At 61.8% G+C, this 18,913-nt stretch carries 16 protein-coding genes; 7 read left to right on the forward strand and 9 right to left on the reverse strand.

From position 1 onward, the window contains the following. Positions 1–87: 87 nt before the first annotated feature. From eno to E9677_RS11320, 4 genes are all read right to left on the reverse strand, one after another. Complete coding sequence (gene eno, locus E9677_RS11305) at positions 88–1,362, reverse strand: phosphopyruvate hydratase (protein ID WP_136558223.1); 1,275 nt, start codon at positions 1,360–1,362, stop codon at positions 88–90. Between the two features lie 212 nt (positions 1,363–1,574). Further along, positions 1,575–2,423, reverse strand: coding sequence for a 3-deoxy-8-phosphooctulonate synthase (kdsA, locus tag E9677_RS11310; protein WP_136558224.1), 849 nt, complete (start codon positions 2,421–2,423; stop codon positions 1,575–1,577). Further along, positions 2,420–3,313 (reverse strand): VOC family protein, encoded by an 894-nt coding sequence (locus tag E9677_RS11315; protein WP_136558225.1) that lies wholly within the window; start codon positions 3,311–3,313, stop codon positions 2,420–2,422. Before E9677_RS11315 ends, kdsA begins: the two co-directional genes overlap by 4 nt. Before the next feature lie 28 nt (positions 3,314–3,341). Beyond that, positions 3,342–3,884, reverse strand: coding sequence for a DUF1003 domain-containing protein (locus tag E9677_RS11320; RefSeq protein WP_136558226.1), 543 nt, complete (start codon positions 3,882–3,884; stop codon positions 3,342–3,344). Positions 3,885–4,089: 205 nt separating this feature from the next. On the opposite strand from E9677_RS11320, the gene lexA reads away from it, so the two are divergent. Next, complete coding sequence (gene lexA / locus E9677_RS11325; RefSeq protein ID WP_136558227.1) at positions 4,090–4,803, forward strand: transcriptional repressor LexA; 714 nt, start codon at positions 4,090–4,092, stop codon at positions 4,801–4,803. Here the strand turns inward: lexA and E9677_RS11330 are convergent. After that, positions 4,797–7,289: a ComEC/Rec2 family competence protein gene (locus E9677_RS11330; RefSeq protein WP_235882932.1), complete on the reverse strand. Its 2,493-nt coding sequence runs from the start codon at positions 7,287–7,289 to the stop codon at positions 4,797–4,799. The genes lexA and E9677_RS11330 overlap by 7 nt on opposite strands. A gap of 265 nt (positions 7,290–7,554) precedes the next feature. On the opposite strand from E9677_RS11330, the gene gltA reads away from it, so the two are divergent. The 6 genes from gltA (at position 7,555) to E9677_RS11360 (ending at position 14,540) form a co-directional block, all read left to right on the forward strand. Then, on the forward strand, positions 7,555–8,844 hold the full coding sequence (gltA, locus tag E9677_RS11335; protein ID WP_136558228.1) for a citrate synthase: 1,290 nt from the start codon (positions 7,555–7,557) through the stop codon (positions 8,842–8,844). 219 nt (positions 8,845–9,063) lie between these two features. Then, positions 9,064–10,953, forward strand: a complete 1,890-nt coding sequence (locus E9677_RS11340; RefSeq protein WP_136558229.1) for a peptidylprolyl isomerase — start codon at positions 9,064–9,066, stop codon at positions 10,951–10,953. Between the two features lie 27 nt (positions 10,954–10,980). Further along, the gene (gene trpD, locus E9677_RS11345) at positions 10,981–12,003 is read left to right on the forward strand and encodes an anthranilate phosphoribosyltransferase (RefSeq protein ID WP_136558230.1); all 1,023 of its coding nucleotides are present in this window, start codon (positions 10,981–10,983) and stop codon (positions 12,001–12,003) included. A gap of 10 nt (positions 12,004–12,013) precedes the next feature. After that, complete coding sequence (gene trpC, locus E9677_RS11350) at positions 12,014–12,832, forward strand: indole-3-glycerol phosphate synthase TrpC (protein WP_136558231.1); 819 nt, start codon at positions 12,014–12,016, stop codon at positions 12,830–12,832. Beyond that, positions 12,829–13,326, forward strand: coding sequence for a cyclic pyranopterin monophosphate synthase MoaC (gene moaC / locus E9677_RS11355; RefSeq protein ID WP_136558232.1), 498 nt, complete (start codon positions 12,829–12,831; stop codon positions 13,324–13,326). Before trpC ends, moaC begins: the two co-directional genes overlap by 4 nt. Then, complete coding sequence (locus tag E9677_RS11360; protein ID WP_136558233.1) at positions 13,326–14,540, forward strand: molybdopterin molybdotransferase MoeA; 1,215 nt, start codon at positions 13,326–13,328, stop codon at positions 14,538–14,540. Before moaC ends, E9677_RS11360 begins: the two co-directional genes overlap by 1 nt. 90 nt (positions 14,541–14,630) lie before the next feature. Here E9677_RS11360 and E9677_RS11365 read toward each other — a convergent pair whose 3' ends face one another. The 4 genes from E9677_RS11365 to E9677_RS11380 form a co-directional block, all read right to left on the reverse strand. After that, complete coding sequence (locus E9677_RS11365) at positions 14,631–16,268, reverse strand: CTP synthase (protein ID WP_168801195.1); 1,638 nt, start codon at positions 16,266–16,268, stop codon at positions 14,631–14,633. 133 nt (positions 16,269–16,401) lie between these two features. Then, positions 16,402–16,812 (reverse strand): preprotein translocase subunit SecG, encoded by a 411-nt coding sequence (secG, locus tag E9677_RS11370; RefSeq protein WP_136558235.1) that lies wholly within the window; start codon positions 16,810–16,812, stop codon positions 16,402–16,404. 108 nt (positions 16,813–16,920) lie between these two features. Continuing rightward, positions 16,921–17,691 carry a triose-phosphate isomerase gene (gene tpiA, locus E9677_RS11375; RefSeq protein WP_136558236.1) on the reverse strand — a complete coding sequence of 257 codons (771 nt, stop codon included), beginning with the start codon at positions 17,689–17,691 and terminating at the stop codon, positions 16,921–16,923. A 186-nt stretch (positions 17,692–17,877) separates the two neighbouring features. Continuing rightward, entirely contained in the window at positions 17,878–18,753 is an 876-nt protein-coding gene (locus tag E9677_RS11380) for an alpha/beta fold hydrolase (protein WP_408014727.1), read from the reverse strand. Positions 18,754–18,913 lie beyond the last annotated feature (160 nt).

Below are 18,913 nucleotides of genomic sequence, written 5' to 3' on the forward strand. Positions count from 1 at the left end.
TAACCGACCGTTGACCCTAATCGCAGTGCAAAAGAAAAAGCCCGCGCCGGGGAACCGGCACGGGCTTCGAACGGAGTGCGGACGAGATCAGCCGCGCAGGATCGAGGAGCCTGCGTAAACGGCCTGCGGTCCGAGTTCTTCCTCGATGCGGATCAGCTGGTTGTACTTGGCGGTCCGGTCGGAGCGGGCAAGCGAACCGGTCTTGATCTGCCCGCAGTTGGTGGCAACCGCGAGATCGGCAATGGTCGAATCCTCGGTTTCGCCCGAACGGTGCGACATCACGGCGGTGTAGGCGGCGCGGTGTGCGGTCGAGACGGCGTCGAGGGTTTCCGAAAGCGAACCGATCTGGTTGACCTTGACGAGGATGGAGTTGGCAACGCCCATCTTGATGCCGTCGCGCAGACGGGCCGAGTTGGTGACGAACAGATCGTCGCCGACGAGCTGGATCTTCTTGCCGACCTTGTCGGTGAGCGACTTCCAGCCGTCCCAATCGTCTTCTGCCATGCCGTCTTCGATCGAGAAGATCGGATATTTGGCAGCCAGCTCAGCGAGGTATTCGGCCATGGCTTCCGGCTCGAGCGTACGGCCTTCACCTTCGAGAACGTACTTGCCGTCCTTGAAGAATTCGGTCGAGGCGCAGTCGAGCGCGATGTGCATGTCTTCGCCCGGACGGTAGCCGGCCTTTTCGATCGACTTCATGATGAAGTCGAGTGCGGCCGGAGCAGAGGCGAGACCGGGCGCGAAACCGCCTTCGTCACCGACGTTCGTGTTGTGGCCGTCGGCTGCCAGCTGCTTCTTCAGCGTGTGGAAGACTTCCGAACCCATGCGAACGGCGTCGCGGATGGTGTCTGCACCAACCGGCACGATCATGAATTCCTGGAAATCGATCGGGTTGTCGGCATGGGCGCCGCCATTGATGATGTTCATCATCGGAACCGGCAGGACATGGGCGTTCGGACCACCGACATAGCGGTAGAGTGGCAGGCCTGACGCCTGGGCGGCTGCCTTGGCGACGGCGAGCGAAACACCGAGGATGGCGTTGGCGCCGAGTCGGGCCTTGTTCGGCGTGCCGTCGAGTTCGATCATCAGATTGTCGATCTGGATCTGATTTTCGGCATCGTGACCGCCGATTGCATCGTAGATTTCGCCGTTGACGGCTTCGACTGCCTTTTCGACGCCCTTGCCGAGGTAGCGCGAGCCACCGTCGCGCAGTTCGACGGCTTCATGCGCACCGGTCGAGGCGCCCGAGGGAACAGCCGCGCGGCCCATGCTGCCGTCTTCGAGATAGACGTCGACTTCGACGGTCGGGTTGCCGCGGCTGTCAAGAATTTCGCGGCCGATGATGTCGGTGATGGCGGTCATGTTCGCTCCCTGTAGACGGAAATTGGACAAGGCTCGGAGGCCGATCACCGGGCACGAAGCCTGCGGACCCGCCTGTGAGTCATCCTCTCTTATCCGATGATCGGGAAAATACAATGACGGATAGGACGCGGAATGACGGAAATCTAATCGATTTAAAGCGAACTATTCGGCAGCGCTCTCGGTTCAACCGATTGAAGCGCCACCGATGTGGTTCATGCCGCTTTGGCGATCTCGTCGAAGGCGATCAGTTTTTCCAGCAGCCGGCGCATGTCAGTGATCTTCACCATGTTCGGACCATCCGAGGGAGCATTGTCCGGATCCTGGTGCGTCTCGATGAAGAGGCCGCCGACGCCGACGGCGACTGCCGCACGTGCAAGCGTCTCAACGAATTCGCGCTGGCCACCGGAGGAGCCGCCCTGCCCGCCCGGCTGCTGCACCGAGTGGGTGGCATCGAAAACAACGGGCGCGCCCATGGCGGCCATGATCGGCATCGAGCGCATGTCGGAGACGAGCGTGTTGTAGCCGAAGGAGGCGCCGCGTTCGCACAGCAGCACGTTCGGATTGCCGGAGCCGGTGATCTTGTTCAGGACGTTCTTCATGTCCCAGGGGGCTAGGAACTGGCCCTTCTTGACGTTGATCGCACGGCCGGTCTTCGCAGCCGCAATCAGCAGGTCCGTCTGGCGGCAGAGAAAGGCCGGGATCTGCAGGATATCGACGGTCGGCGCGACGGCCGCGCAGTGTTCTTCCGTGTGAATGTCGGTCAGGACAGGAACGCCGAATTCCTTCTTGATGTCGGCAAAGACTTCCATCGCCGTTTCCAAGCCGATGCCGCGCTCGGCCGACAGCGAGGTGCGGTTCGCCTTGTCGAAGGAGGATTTGTAGACAAGGCCGAGGCCGAGTTCGCGGCAGAGCTCGACGAGCTGGCCGGCGATCATGAAGGCGTGGTCGCGGCTTTCCATCTGGCAGGGGCCAGCGATCAGTGCGAAGCGGCCCTTGTGAGTGAAGACGGCCTTGGCCGTACCTTCGCCGACCACGACTTCCGAATTGGGAGAAACGCTCATTTCAACTCCTCGAAGGCGAAGGTCACACCCTGCCCCTTTTCCGGCGCGACAACGAGGCGCGCGCCCGTTTTGTGATATTGGACGCCATTAGCAGCGAGGCAGGCTTCTGTCACGCCGAGATCAGCGACCGAGACCACCACGGCACAGCCCAGTAGACCGCGCTCCGGCTGGACGAGATCTACGCCGTAATGGGCCAAAAATCCTTCCGTCGTCAGGGCGTCGACCGAAGCATTGGAGGCCTCGATCGAAATGCCGAAGGAATGGGCCGTGACGTCTCGCTGATCGAGCGCCATTTCCAGAAGATACTGGAAATCACTCGGGTTTTCCTCGGTAAGGACGATGCGCCGAAGACCGGCGGCACCATTGGCGTGGACAATCAAGGCGCCGCGATCGGTCGGAAGCGGGCTCACGCGCTCACAGGCGAAGGCGAAGAAATCAGGCGCCCGCAGGTCGGCTGCAAAGGCGAGCCGGAAGGTCCCGTCCGCTGTCCGGCCGTCCGGAAACCTGAATTGACGCGAGAATTGCAGCAAGCGACCGGCGCTTTGGCCCTCATCGCGAAAGCGTGCATCGTCGGCTGTGGCATCGTCTGTTTTCACCACGATCGCCGAAAGCCCCTCGCCGCGACGAAAACGAAATGCCTGGTCGCGGGCCACAAAGACATTTCCATCGCGCTGCGCCTCCAGACAGTCCTCGCGGCTGCCGACAGCGAGCGGTTCCAGATAGGTGTCATCGGCGAAGAAGACACAGGCGTTCTCGGTACCGAAAGGATGGGAGGCATCGGCGGCGACGGTGAAACCCAGGCGGCTAAGTCGATCGCGGCTGGTTTCCAGATCGACCACGGGCAGGACGAGATGATCGATGGCGCGCGGCGTAAAAACAGGATGGGACATAAGTGCTCTCGGTTTTCTCGGTCACAACTTAAGGATTATGCGACCGGCTTGAAAGGGCGGCGATCGCCTGACGCAACGCATCGATTTCCTGGCGGATTTCGCGGAGTTCCTTCAGAACCTGCTCGTCTATCTTGTGGTGCAGGGCAAGCACCTCGATCTCGGCCTTCAGGTTGATCTCGTAATCCTTGGCCGCCATGAACCTATCGCGTTCGGTCTGACGATTCTGACTCATCATGATGATCGGCGCCTGGATGGCGGTGAGCATGGACAACAGCAAATTGAGGAAGATGAACGGATAGGGGTCAAGCGCCCGGGTTGCCAGGAGCACCGCGTTCAAGACCACCCAGCCGACCAGGAAGAGAAGGAAGGCAATGATGAAGCCCCAGGATCCGCCGACCCGCGCGATGCCATCGGCCAGCCGCTGACCGAACGTGGCGCCAGCCAGGAAATCCTCGCCGGCGTTGGTGGAGACCGTGCGCCGTTGGCGCGCCCGAACCACCACATTCTTCTCCGCCGACGTGAGGTCTGAAGCCTGCTTTCCCAAAACGATCTTTTCGATGTCCCTGAGCATGTGCACCTTCTCGCTGGCGTTGAGCTAATCATCCTCGGAGAGCCCATGGCAAAGGCCAAGACGTATGGCCCGAAGCCGTTCGTGAGGAAACCAGTCGGCTATCGCATTTTCTCACCCTCTCTTCACGAAAATTTATCCCCTTGCAGAACACATATGGAACATATAGTGTCTGTTCTGGATTTGTTTCACCTTAGGGGCACCACACATGCTGACGCGCAAGCAACAGGAACTGCTTCTCTTTATCCATGAACGGATGAAGGAATCGGGTGTCCCGCCGTCCTTCGACGAAATGAAGGATGCGCTGGACCTCGCATCGAAATCTGGCATCCACCGGCTGATTACCGCGCTGGAAGAGCGCGGCTTCATCCGCCGCCTGCCGAATCGGGCACGTGCGCTGGAGGTGATCAAGCTGCCAGAAGCCTACACGCCGAGCCTGCAGCCGCGCCGCGGGTTCGCACCGAGCGTGATCGAAGGCAGTCTCGGCAAGACGCCGCCGCCCTCGCTCAACAAGCCCTCGGTAGAGGAAAACCATTCCTCTGTCTCCGTACCGGTCATGGGTCGCATCGCGGCAGGCGTGCCGATTTCGGCAATCCAGAACAACACCCATGACATCACCGTGCCGGCCGAGATGATCGGCGCCGGCGATCATTACGCGCTTGAGGTCAAAGGCGATTCGATGATCGAAGCCGGGATTCTCGACGGCGATACCGTCATCATTCGCAATGCGTCCAATGCCAATCCGGGCGACATTATCGTGGCCCTGGTCGATGACGAGGAAGCCACGCTGAAACGTTTCCGCCGCCGCGGAGCTTCGATCGCCCTGGAGGCCGCTAACCCGGCCTATGAAACCCGGATCTTCCCGCCGGATCGGGTCAAGATCCAGGGCAAGCTGGTCGGCCTCATCCGCAGGTATCACTGAGCAACTTCAACTGCAGATACCGGGATGGTGTCTGAAGCTTGGTCCCGCTCTCTAACGGGTAGCTGGAGAGTGTGTGCTTCTGCCGTGGATGCCGTGCGCCAGTCGTAGAGGCGGTGGGCCGTCCAGGGTCTCGGCTTTCCCTCGAAAGATGCCCTTATCGTCAGGTAATGCGGTGCGCCCTCAAGACCGAAGATTTCAATGGCTCCGGTGGCTCGCAGGCTGGTCTGCGAGATGAGGAACGCGCCAGAGCGGCAGGCGTTCAAACGCGTGCGAGCCGCCAGAACGACGATATCGGCACGGTCGCAAGCGGCGCCGACCAGGTCGGGACGATCGAGGGTCATCAGCATCTTGCCCGATTGCATCCGGACGGCACAGGCCTGCTTGATGCAGGTGAAGCGGTCGACTTCGGCGGTTTCCGTCAATTGATCGAGAAGCGCTTCTGCTGACGATCGCTGTACCGCACTCCATGTCTCTCCCGTGCGCCAGTCGGGTGCTGCTGGCAATTCGCCGATTGCGAGCATCATAGGCTGCATCGTCGTTTCCACATCCAGGACCGGCCGCCATTGGTCGAAGATGAAGGTCGGCGGGCGAGTTCGGTTGATGGCCAGGGTTCGCCCCTCGCCTTGCCCGGTGAGCAACGCGACCAACCTGGCGTCTTCGCTGATCACCAACTCTCCAGTGTCCAGTCTCGGCATGAGCCAGGTCGCCGCCAGGGTGGCCGCAATGAGTGCGGTCCCGATGTGCCGCAGACTGCTGCGCAAGAGCGTCAGCAAGAGCATGCCGGCGCTCGTTCCGAGCATGAACCAACTGGGAAGGCGTGGAAAGACATAGCCCTCGCCCCAACCAGCTACCGTGGACGCAACGGAAAGAACCAGTTCGAGCCCCTGCCCCATGATCCAGAAAAAGGGCCCATCGAGGCCGAAGGGCATGAGCAGCATGGCAATGAAACCCGCCGGCATGACCACGAGCGAGATCAGCGGCATGGCGGCAAGATTGGCTTCGAGGCCATGGGTTGAGAGGCGGTGAAAATGAGTGATGGCAAAGATCGCAGTCGCCAGTCCGCCGATCAGCGATGTCGCCAGTGTACCGCCGACGAGTTTTGCGCCGCCGGCAGCGATCCGTAGGCCGAGTGAGCGCGCCGGCGGCAGAATGGTCCGTGGCCTGGACCGCCAAGCGGCATAGCCGGCGATCAGACCTGCAGTTGCGGCAAAGGACATCTGGAAGCTCGGCCCCATCACGGCCGACGGCTGCACGACGAGAATGGCCGTGGCTGCGAGCGCGAGATTGCGCAGGCTGATGGCCGGTCGATCGAAGAGGACCGCGAAGAGCATGATCGCCGTCATCAGATAGGCCCGAACCGCCGAAACCTGATAGCCGGAGATCAGGACATAACCGGTAATGGCCATCAGCGCGCCGATTGCAGCGATCTTCTTGATCGGAAAGCGCTGGGTGAGCGCCGGCGCCAGGCTGAGCAGAGCCCGGAGGCCGACGAAGAATATGCCCGCAGCCAGTGCCATGTTGAGCCCCGAAATTGCGGAGATATGGGCGAGACCAGAGACACGAAGCGCCTCCGTCGCTTCTTCGGACATCGAGCGGCGCTCGCCGGTGATGATCTGCGCGGCAAAAGCGCCCGCGTCTCCGGGCAAGACGGCACGAATGCGGGTCGAGATCCGGTCGCGCAGAGAAAAGAGCGCCCTGTCGATGCGGGTCAGCACGTCCATGTCAGCAACATCCAGATTGGCGAACGTCGCGGGAGGGCCCAGGAAGAAACCCACTGCGCCGATCCCGTTGAAATAGCTCTGGAAAGCGAAATCGTTCAGACCGGGCATGGCAGGGCCGGACGGTGGCGAAAGCCGTGCCCGGCCGCTCAACGAGTCGCCGATCGCAGCCGGTGCATGTCTGCTACGCGCCAGTACATTCACCCGATCGGGTGGCCGCCGCACACTCGGTTCGGTCGTGGCCGTCACTCGCAGCGTGTAGCGCCACTCACCGGCAGCCCCCTGCTCGCGGCGCTCGACGACGCCTGTGACCGTCGTAACGAGGGGCTGATCCAGGATCACGGTTGCGGCGCGCGCCGTCTCCCATTGCGCAAGCAGCATGCCAGCCACAGTCAGGCAGACGGCCGACAGAATCACATGGGACGCAGTGTCCCGTGTGGACCGAAACAGCGCGATAGAGAGCACCGCGAGGAGCGTAATGAGGATGACGGCCGAGGGCGGGCTGGGCATCGCAAACCAGACTGCAGCGCCGCCACCGAGGCAAACCGGTAGAAAGAGAAAGAGGTGTCCGTAGCGCATTTCATCGACGACGCATTCGCCGCCGTAGGCTGGGAGGCGACGCAAGGCAGCGTAGATCGGAGCCTTGGGACCGGAGGCTGTCGGTCGGGTCGCAGATGGCAGGAGAGGTGCATAAAACACCGCTCGACGAGCCGGCATCTCAGCCGACCGTCTGCCCGATTCACCCTGCTTTTCCGTCACTTCGACCATTGCGTCTGCTCGGCCGGATCAGCCCCATCCGCGGGCAGAATAAGGTAAAACGGAGAACAATCAAAGCTTGTAGTGCACTGCGAATCTGCGGCCTATCCGAGCTTCAAACGATTAGAACCGATCGGTTCGATCATTGCCGTTTCGCGATGCACAATTTGCCCTTTGGATAGCTTGGCATTAACTTCGGTATCATATAGCTACATCAACACGCTTAACCGATGGCGGCTTTTTCGAGACGCCTTCCCGCCAATTCCGGAGGATCAGCATGACGGACAAAAGCGCTTCTTTGAAACTCGGTGACAAGACTGTCGACCTGAGCGTCAAGGCCGGCACGATCGGCCCTGACGTCATCGACATCGCAGCCCTTTACAAGCACACGGGCACGTTCACCTACGATCCGGGCTTCACGTCCACGGCATCCTGCGAATCCAAGATCACCTATATCGACGGCGACGAAGGCACGCTTTTGCACCGCGGCTATCCGATCGAGCAACTCGCGGACAAGGGCGACTTCCTGGAAGTCTGCTACCTGCTCCTTTACGGCGAACTGCCGACGGCAGCCCAGAAGAAGGACTTCGATTATCGCGTGACGCACCACACCATGGTGCACGAGCAGATGAGCAAGTTCTTCTCCGGCTATCGCCGTGACGCCCATCCGATGGCGGTCATGGTCGGTACGGTCGGCGCACTCTCCGCCTTCTATCACGACTCGACCGACATCACCGATCCGCATCAGCGCATGGTCGCCTCGCTGCGCATGATCGCGAAGATGCCGACGATCGCTGCGATGGCCTACAAGTATCACATCGGCCAACCCTTCGTTTATCCGAAGAACGATCTGGACTACGCGTCGAACTTCCTGCGCATGTGCTTTGCAGTTCCTTGCGAGGACTACCAGGTGAACCCGGTCCTGTCGCGCGCGATGGACCGCATCTTCATCCTGCACGCCGATCACGAGCAGAATGCGTCGACCTCGACCGTGCGTCTCGCCGGCTCGTCGGGCGCCAATCCGTTCGCCTGCATCGCGGCCGGCATCGCCTGCCTCTGGGGCCCCGCGCATGGTGGCGCCAACGAGGCGGCTCTTAACATGCTGATGGAAATCGGCTCGGTCGACCGCATTCCGGAATACATCGCCAAGGCCAAGGACAAGAACGATCCGTTCCGTCTCATGGGCTTCGGTCACCGCGTGTACAAGAACTATGACCCGCGCGCGAAGATCATGCAGAAGACCATGTACGAGGTCCTAGAAGCGACCGGCCATGCCGATGATCCGCTGATGAAGGTGGCTCTCGAGCTCGAGAAGATCGCGCTCAACGACCCCTATTTCATCGAGAAGAAGCTCTACCCGAACGTCGACTTCTATTCGGGTATCACGCTGCGTGCACTCGGCTTCCCGACGACCATGTTCACCGTTCTCTTCGCACTCGCGCGCACCGTCGGCTGGATCGCACAGTGGAACGAGATGATCGAAGACCCACAGCAGCGCATCGGCCGTCCCCGCCAGTTGTACACCGGCGAGCCGAAGCGTGATTACAAGGCGCTCTCGGAACGCTGAGGCAGGCCGTCATCATCGCTATAGAAGAAGGCCGGCTCCGCCCGGCCTTCTTTCGTTTCGGATGCCGGATTGTTGGCCCAGCGCGCCCAAAGCGGTCAAACTCCGCGTGATGGCTACGCATTTCGCCGTCGAATGCCTTCATTTCCCGAAAGCTTTGTTCTAAGGAAGTCAACCTGCTTCGTCCCGGACGAAGATTTACAATGAGGTTCATGCGTCCCGATGCTCGTCGTCTTGAGAAAAGCTTCCAAAACCCTGTTCGCCAAGATCCTGCTGATCCTGCTTGTCGCCTCCTTCGGCGTCTGGGGGGTGTCGGCATCATTGTTCAGCAACACGTCCGACACTGTTGTCGCCGTGGGGGACCAGACCGTTTCGTCTGCTGATTTCGCCTTCGCTTATCAGCGGCAGGTTTCGGACATGAGCAGCCGCTTCGGCATGCAATTGACCACCGAGCAGGCGCGCGCCTTCGGGATCGAGGGGCAGGTGTTTTCGCAGCTCGCAGCTGGCGCAGCCCTCGACCAGCTCGCAGCGGACATGAATCTCGGATTGTCTCAGGACCGCCTGGCGCAGTTGATCGCCGATGATCCGGCCTTCAAGAACTCAGCCGGCAGCTTCGACCGTGGCCTCTTCTCATCCCGCCTCCGCAATGCGGGCCTGCGGGAAGACGACTACATCCAGGAGCGCTCCAAGGTCGCGATCCGCAGCCAGATCGTCGACGCCACGGCTGATGGATTCGTCGCCCCGAAAGTTTTGATCGATGCGATCAAGTCCTATCGTTACGAGAACCGCGACATCAATTATCTGCTGCTGACCAATGCCAATATCGAACCGGTCAAGGCACCCGACGACGCGACGCTCGCCGCCTGGTTCGAGACAACCAAGTCCGGTTATCGCGCCCCGGAATATCGCAGCTTCAACTATGTGAAGCTCGAGCCGGCGGACATTGCCGACACAACCGCGATCACCGACGAGCAGATCCGCGAAGACTATGAACGGCGCAAGGCGGCGTATGAAATCGCCGGCACACGCACCATTGAACAGCTGTCGTTCGAAAACCGCGAGATTGCGGATGCCGCTCTCTCGGAACTGCAGAACGGCACAAGCTTCGACCAATTGGTCGCCGATCAGGGCAAGACTGCAGGCGATGTGTTGCTCGGAGAATTCACCCGCGACCGCCTGCCCGATCCTGCCCTTGCGGAAGCGGCCTTCGCCGTGACAGCGGAAGGTGGCACAACGCCGGTCGTGGACGGCGCTCTCGGGCCGGTCATCCTGCGCATCACCAACATCAACGACGGGCGGACACAAAGCCTGGACGAAGTGAAGGAAGACATCCGCGTGGCGCTGGCCGAAGCCGCTGCCATTGCTGATATCACCGCCGTGCATGACCAGTTCGAAGACCTTCGCGCCGGCGGTTCGACGCTGAAGGAAGCCGCCGACCAGCTCAAGCTGACAACCGCGACTGTCACCGACATCGACAACCGCGGCCTCGACAGTCGTGAGACGGAAGTTGCCGGCATTCCGGAGCGAGACAAGGTCCTGGCCGAGGTCTTCCGCACCGACATCGGCGTCGAGGCACTTCCGGTCAATCTCGGCAGCAACGGCTTCATCTGGTTCGATGTCACGGACATCAAGGCAGCACGAGACCGGGAACTGACCGAAGTTCGCGAAAAGGCCGTAGCAGACTGGACAGCCGAGCAGCAGCGCGTCGCACTCGGCGCACTGGCCGAGGGCCTTCGCAAGCGGATCGCCGACGGTGGCACGCTTGAGGACATCGCAACAGAACTTGGCCTCGCCGTCGAAAGCAAGGCCGGCGTTACCCGACGCAGCGAAGACACGGTTCTTGGACCGACCGCCATCACAGCCGCCTTCTCCGGACCGCAGGGTACGGTCGCGACAGCCTCGGGCGGCGATCCCTCCACGCAGATCCTGTTGACGGTTACGGCCGTCCGTGATCAGCCGACCGGGGGCGTGCCGCTGAACGAGGACGAACAGATCGGCCAGCTTGCCAATGCTGCCGGGGACGACATTCTCGACCAGATGGTGAGCCAGTTGCAGGCGGAATACGGCGTGACCTTCAATCAGGCGCTGGCCCAGCAGGCCATCGTCCGGTAAACGCAGGTCATCAGGGGGAGCTGTCACATGTCCGGGTTGAAACCCTTCATCGCCAAGATCGCCACGCGCCAGCCGCTCACGCGGCAGGAGGCGAGCGACGCGTTCGAAATCTTGATGTCGGGCGAAGCCAGCATGGCCCAGGTCGGCGGCTTCCTGATGGGCTTGCGCGTGCGTGGGGAAACTGTCGACGAAATCGCCGGCGCGGTCTGGATCATGCGGCAGAAGATGGTGCCGGTGGATGCACCCGCCGATGCGATCGACATCGTCGGGACCGGCGGTGACGGCACCAATACCTACAACATCTCGACACTGGCGGCACTGATCGTCGCCGGCGCCGGGGTTCCGGTCGCCAAGCATGGCAACCGGGCACTCAGCTCGAAATCTGGCACTGCCGATGCGCTCTCACAGCTCGGCGTGAAGCTCGACATCGAGCCGGACCTCATCTCGCGTTGCATCCGGGAGGCCGGCATCGGCTTCATGTTCGCCCAGCTCCATCATCCGGCGATGCGCCATGTGGGCCCTGCCCGCGTCGAACTCGGCGCCCGCACCATCTTCAACATCGTCGGTCCGCTTTCGAGCCCGGCACGGGTCAAGAAGCAGCTCTTCGGCGTCTACTCGCCGGAATGGCTGATCCCCGGCGCCGAAGCCTTGCGCGACCTCGGCCTGACCAGCGCCTGGGTCGTGCATGGCAGCGGTCTCGACGAAATCACCACGACCGGCCCGAGCCATGTGGCAGAACTCAAGGATGGCGAAATCCGCAGCTTCGAGCTCACCCCAGATGATTTCGGGGTCGAAACCGTATCGCTGGATGCCATCCGTGGTGGTGACGGCGAGGTGAATGCGGCTGCCCTTCGAGACGTGCTCGGCGGGGCAAAGACGCCCTATCGTGACGTGGCGCTTTGCAACGCGGCCGCTTCGCTGATCGTGGCCGGCAAGGCGACGGATGTAACCGAGGGCATGCACCTGGCCAGCCAGTCACTCGACACCGGCAGTGCCGCCCATGCGCTCGAAACGCTGATCACCATTTCCAACTCCGCCACTTCGGGCTAAGCTTGAGATCATGACCGATATTCTGAGGCGCATCGAGACCTACAAGCGGGAAGAGATCGCAGCCGCGAAGGCTTCCGTCTCGCTTTCCGAACTCAAGGACCGGATCGCGGCGAACCAGGACGTGCCGCGTGGCTTTTACCGGGCTCTTGTTCGGGCCCGTGACGAAGGCCGTTTCGGGCTGATCGCCGAAATCAAGAAGGCGAGCCCGTCCAAGGGGCTGATTCGCCCGGATTTCGATCCGCCGGCACTGGCCTTCGCCTATGAAGCGGGCGGCGCTGCCTGCCTCTCGATTCTCACGGACACGCCAAGCTTCCAGGGTGCGCCGGAATTCCTGTCAGCGGCCCGCAAGGCGTGCAGCCTGCCGGCGCTGCGCAAGGATTTCATGTTCGACGCATACCAGGTCTATGAGGCCCGCGCCTGGGGTGGTGATTGTATCCTGCTGATCATGGCATCGCTGTCGGATGCCGAAGCGTCCGAACTCGAAGCGGTGGCATTCGAACTCGGCATGGACGTGCTGATCGAAGTTCATGACGCCGAAGAGATGGAGCGTGCGCTGAAGCTCAAATCTCCGCTCGTCGGCATCAACAATCGCAATCTGCGGACCTTCGAAGTCAGCCTCACTGTCAGTGAAGAACTGGCGGCCATGGTGCCCGCGGATCGCCTGCTGGTCGGCGAGAGCGGCATTTTCACCTATGAAGACTGCCAGCGCCTGGAGAAGTCCGGCATAAGCACCTTCCTCGTCGGCGAGAGCCTGATGCGCAAGGACGACGTCGCTGCGGCCACGCATCTGCTGCTGACCGGCGAGACCGGCGCTCTGGCGGCGGAATGACTGCCGGGACGATTGGACTGACGCACATCGGCGCTTCCGGCGAAGCGCATATGGTCGACGTATCGGCCAAGATCGACACGGTTCGCGTTGCTGTCGCCGAAGGCTTCGTCAAGATGAAGCCGGAGACGCTTTCGACGATCCGAGAAGGGAATGCCAAAAAGGGCGACGTGATCGGCACGGCCCGGATCGCCGGGATCATGGCAGCCAAGCAGACGGCAAATCTCATCCCGCTCTGCCACCCGCTGATGCTGTCGAAGGTCAGCGTCGACATTTCTGAAGATCCAGATCTTCCGGGCCTGCGGGTCGAAGCGACGGTCAAGCTGACTGGTAAGACGGGCGTCGAGATGGAAGCGCTGACGGCTGTATCGGTGACCTGCCTGACGATCTACGACATGGCGAAAGCCGTCGACAAGACGATGGAAATCGGCGGTGTGCGGGTCATGGAAAAGAGCGGTGGCAAGTCCGGTGATTACCGCCATCCGGAGCGCGGCTGATGTCGCTCTTGCCGGTCGAGGACGCGCTGGCGCGGCTTCTGGCCGGAGCACAGCCGATCGCAGACACCGAAGCGGTGTCACTGCATGAAGCCAATGGTCGAGTGCTGGCCACCGATCTCGCCGCCCGCCTCACCCAGCCTCCCTTCGATGCCTCGGCCATGGATGGCTATGCGCTTCGCGCGGCAGATGCTGCCGAGGTCGGATCACTTCTGACGGTGATCGGCGAATCCGCCGCCGGGCATGGCTTCTCAGGCCAAGCAAGCCGTGGCGTGGCCGTGCGGATCTTCACCGGAGCACCTGTTCCTGCCGGTGCCGACAGCATCCTGCTCCAAGAGGATGCGGAGAAGCTTGTCGATGGTCGGATCCGGACGACCTTTGCGGTCACGGTAGGTCGACATATCCGCCCACGTGGACAAGACTTCGCCGAGGGGGACGTAGCGCTCGCCGCTGGTCTTCATCTCGACTTCCGCCACCTGACGCTTGCAGCGGCCATGAACCATGCGACATTGCCGGTCTTTCGCCGCCCGAAGATCGCTATCCTGGCCACCGGTGACGAACTCGTCAGCCCAGGAACTGCTCCGGGCCCAAGCCAGATCATCGGCTCGAACACATTCGGTATAGCCGCGCTGGCGCGCGACAACGGTGGCGACGTTATCGATCTGGGGATCGTCCCCGACGACCGCGATCTCCTGCTGCAGGCGATCGAGCGAGCGCGCTTGAGCGGTGCCGATGTTCTGGTGACCCTCGGCGGCGCCTCTGTCGGGGATCACGACCTCGTCCAATCGACGCTCATTTCGGCTGGCATGGAGCTCGATTTCTGGCGCATCGCCATGCGTCCCGGCAAGCCGCTGATGGTCGGACGGCTTTGCGAAATGCAGGTGATGGGGCTGCCCGGAAACCCCATTTCCAGCCTCGTCTGCGGGCTTCTCTTCCTGGAGCCGCTGCTGTGCCTCCTCGGGCAACGACAGCCACGTCAGCGCATGGCAATGGCCCGGTCAAGCAAAGCCCTGCCCGCCAACGACAAGCGTCAGGACTATGTCCGCGCACGGCTGATTGCCGGCCGTGACGACATGCCCGCCGTCGAGAGCTTCGGCAAGCAGGATTCCTCGATGATGCGGATCTTCGCGCAATCCGACTGCCTGATCGTGCGCCCGCCACATGCGCCAGCCGCCGAGGCGGGAGACACCGTACCCGTCCTGCTGCTGCGTCCTTGAACGGCCAAGCGGCCCACGTCTTCGCCTGACCAGGAATCGAAAGACCCGGCACATGGCCGGGTCCCTGAACGTGTTCTTGCAGTCTCGTCGTCAGACGAGGCGGCTCTGCTCCAGCGCTGCGCCGATGAAGCTCGCAAAGAGCGGGTGCGGGTCGAGTGGGCGCGACTTCAGTTCCGGGTGATACTGGACGCCGATGAACCACGGATGATCAGGATATTCGACCGTTTCCGGCAGCAGGCCGTCCGGCGACATGCCGGAAAAGACGAGGCCGCAGGCTTCCAGCCGGTCCTTGTAATCGACGTTGACCTCGTAGCGGTGGCGGTGGCGTTCGGAGATATCCTGCGAGCCATAGATCTCGGAGATCTTCGTGCCCTTCTTGAGCGACGCCTTGTAGGCGCCGAGGCGCATCGTGCCGCCGAGATCGCCGACTGCGGACCGCTTCTCGAGCTCGTTGCCCTTCATCCACTCGGTCATCAGGCCGACGACAGGATCTTCGGTCTTGCCGAATTCCGTCGAGGAGGCCTTTTCGATGCCGGCCAGATGGCGGGCAGCTTCCACGACCGCCATCTGCATGCCGAAGCAGATGCCGAAATACGGCACCTTGCGTTCGCGAGCGAACTGGACAGCGAGGATCTTGCCTTCAGAGCCGCGCTCGCCGAAGCCGCCGGGCACGAGGATGCCGTTGACCTTTTCAAGCCACGGCGCCGGATCTTCCTTTTCGAAGATCTCGGACTCAATCCATTCGAGTTTCACCTTCACACGGTTGGCGATGCCACCGTGATAGAGGGCTTCGATCAGTGACTTATAGGCATCCTTGAGGCCTGTATACTTGCCGACGATCGCGATCGTGACTTCGCCTTCCGGCGTGTGGATGCGGTTGCAGACCTCTTCCCAGGCATCCAGACGCGGCTTCGGTGCCGGTTCGATGCCGAAGGCAGCAAGAACCTCGTTGTCGAGGCCTTCCTTGTGGTAGGCCATCGGCACGTCATAGATGTTGGCGACGTCGAGGGCCTGGATCACGGCGCTTTCGCGGACGTTGCAGAACAGCGAGAGCTTGCGGCGCTCGGCCTGCGGGATCTCACGATCGGCACGAACCAGCAGGATGTCCGGATGAATGCCCAGTGCCTGCAGTTCCTTGACGGAATGCTGGGTCGGCTTGGTCTTCAGTTCGCCAGCCGCGGGAATAAAAGGCATCAGGGTCAGGTGAACATAGACGGCCGTGCCGCGCGGCAGGTCGTTGCCGAGCTGGCGGATCGCTTCCATGAAGGGCATGGCTTCGATGTCGCCGACGGTGCCGCCGATTTCGCAGATGACGAAATCGTAGTCGTCATTGCCCTCGATCACAAAATCCTTGATTTCATTCGTGACGTGCGGAATGACCTGGACGGTTGCGCCGAGATAATCGCCGCGGCGTTCCTTGTCGATGATGTTCTTGTAGATGCGGCCGGTGGTGATGTTGTCGGTCTTGGTGGCCGAGCGGCCGGTAAAACGCTCATAGTGGCCGAGGTCGAGGTCGGTTTCGGCACCGTCGTCGGTGACGAAGACTTCGCCGTGCTGAGTCGGGCTCATGGTGCCCGGGTCAACGTTGAGATAGGGGTCCAGCTTGCGCAGACGCACGCGGTAACCCCGTGCCTGCAACAATGCCCCGAGAGCTGCGGCCGCAATTCCTTTACCGAGAGAGGAAACCACGCCGCCAGTGATGAATACATATCGCGCCATGGGCTTCACCGGATACCGTTTCAGATTCGATTCCGCCAGCCCAAAATGGTCTCACACACAAATTTCGTGCACGGCGGCGGAATTCAGACAAAAGAAAACCGGCGGACCCTGGAGCCCGCCGGAGTGATGGATCTCGTTCCGATCAGTTGTTCGGAACGGCGTTGGGGTCTGCAGCCGGTGCCGGTGCGGCCGGTGCGGCAGGCGTTGTCGCTGCCGGCGCCGTCGTCGAAGGCTGCGCGGGTGCTGCACCAGGCAGCTGGTCGAGAACGCTGCCGCCACCCTGGGTCGTCCCGTTTCCGGCCGGGATCCGGTCGAGGATATCGGTCGGGCGGGATTCGTAACGGGCGAGAATGCCGAGCGCCAGCGAGATGACGAAGAAGAGCGTGGCGAGGATCGCCGTCGTGCGGGTCAGGGCATTGGCCGTGCCGCGCGCCGACATGAAGCCAGATCCGCCGCCGATGCCGAGACCGCCGCCTTCCGACCGCTGGATGAGGACGACGCCGATCAGAGCGACGACGACCATTAGATAGATGACGAGCAATACGGTCTGCATGGAATGTCCATCCTGCCCAACAGGGGCAAAATCAATGAGGTTGGCGGCTCTTTACATGAGAGGAACGGGCATTGAAACCCCCTCTCCCGCATTTCAGGGCTTTGCCCTTCAGGCGGTGAGGTCCTCGTAGACCCGGTATATGGCGAGGAAATCTGCGGCCTTCAAGCTCGCGCCGCCGATCAGGGCGCCGTCGACATTCTCGACAGCCATGAGCTCCATTGCGTTGGAGGGCTTCACCGACCCTCCATATAGGATGCGCATCAGCTTGCCTTCGGCACCGAAGCGCTTGACGAGTTCCGTCCGCAGAAATGCGTGCGCTTCCGCGACGTCGGCCGTTGTCGGGGTCAAGCCCGTGCCGATCGCCCAGACCGGTTCATAGGCGATCACGGTCCGCTCGGCCTTGGCACCATCTGGAACCGAGCCGGAAAGCTGTCGCTTCAGGATGTCGAGCGTCTGGCCGGACTTGCGCTCGTCCGCCGTCTCGCCGATGCAGATGACGGCCGTGAGGTCGGCGGCATAGGCTGCTTCGGCCTTGGCGCGCACCAGATGATCTGTCTCGGCATGGTCGGTGCGGCGCTCGGAATGACCGACGATCACATGGGTGCCGAAGCAGTCTGCAATCATCTCGGCTGCAATGTCACCTGTATGGGCGCCAGATGCGTTCTGGTGGCAATCCTGCGCACCGATCTGCAGCGGGCTGTCCGTGCAAAGCGCGGTCGCCACATAAAGCAGAGTTGCTGGCGGGCAGATCAGGCTTTCGACCTTTTCGGACAGCGGCCCCTGGACGCCTTCGGCGATGGCCTTGATCTGATCGAGCGAGTCCCGCGTGCCGTTCATCTTCCAATTGCCCGCAACCAGCGGACGAACATCCGGTGTCATGTCGTCTAAACCCCTATTTCGCTTCTGCGAAGTAGCAAATCTGAGCCGCAAAGGAAAGATTGCGGCGAAAGATTGGCTGCTTAATCAGGCGGCATGGTGAAAATCCAGTCGGATGTTGCCCAGACAAACGGCAAATGTCCCGCCGCGTCGAGCAGATCGCCGAGCTCCCAACTCGGGCGACAGAAGTCAGCGGATCAGCCAGTTCAACAGGGCGCGCCAGTCCGACATACGGACCGGCGTTCCATGGGAGCCGGTCTCGAAGAGCGTGAAGCGGATAGGCTGACCTGCGCCGCGCAGCTTTCGATAGATCGCCAACTGGTCGGCGGCGGCATAGACGCTGTCGCGACTGCCGTGCGTGAACCAGATCGGCAACTTGGCCTTGGCAGCGGCACTCTGGAACAAGGCCGGATCCGGCGCTCCGCCGAGGATTGCCATGCCGGAGAGTTTCGCCACCGTCGCCGGATCGCGCGAGATACCCCAGCAGATGAAGCTGCCCATCGAGGCGCAGGCGAGGACCACGGGTTTGCCGGCGGATTGGGCCGAAGCATAGGCAACAAGGGCGGCGACGTCTGCTACACCCTTCTCGTCGAAGCTTCGGACTGAGGGGGTGTAATAGGTCCCCCCGTTTTCCGCGGCGAGGTTCTTCAGCCGGTTAAAGTTGCCGCCGAAGCTGATGTCGTTGAGACCCAGACGCCGATCGCCGCCCCGGCCATGAATGAAGATCACTGTGAAGGCCTGGCCCTGATCGAGGCCAACCCTGCCGACCTCAATGGGGCCGGTCGCGAGATTGAGGGTCTGGTTCTCCTGGACGCGGCGAACCTTGAGTGAGACGTAACGATCCTTCACCCGCCGTTCGGGAATGCTGTCACGGCCATTGATGTCGCGCATCTCGTCATAGTCGATGATCGTGAAGTCGCCGCCGTCGCCAGTCTCGATCGCTCTTTGCGCCGAGAAGAGGTCGTCCTTGAAGGGCCCCACAGCTTGTGCATGGGCACTGGCCAGAAACAGAAACGGAAAGAGAACGCAGGAAATCGCCGCAGTGCGGAAATGAGCTGTGGACATCTGCATGGAAGATGGGTTTCCTTTCGGCTCACGCTTGCCTTCGCGAAATGCGCCACGCAAAGCTGGCCCGAATTCAACATGCGCCGGCTCATTGGCCCTTCGCGCCTGCCCTGCCTTTCTGGCACAATCCGACCGATTCGCAGATGCGACTGGCCAGGTA

This window comes from Peteryoungia rhizophila, assembly GCF_004912145.1.
Lineage (GTDB): Bacteria > Pseudomonadota > Alphaproteobacteria > Rhizobiales > Rhizobiaceae > Allorhizobium > Allorhizobium rhizophilum.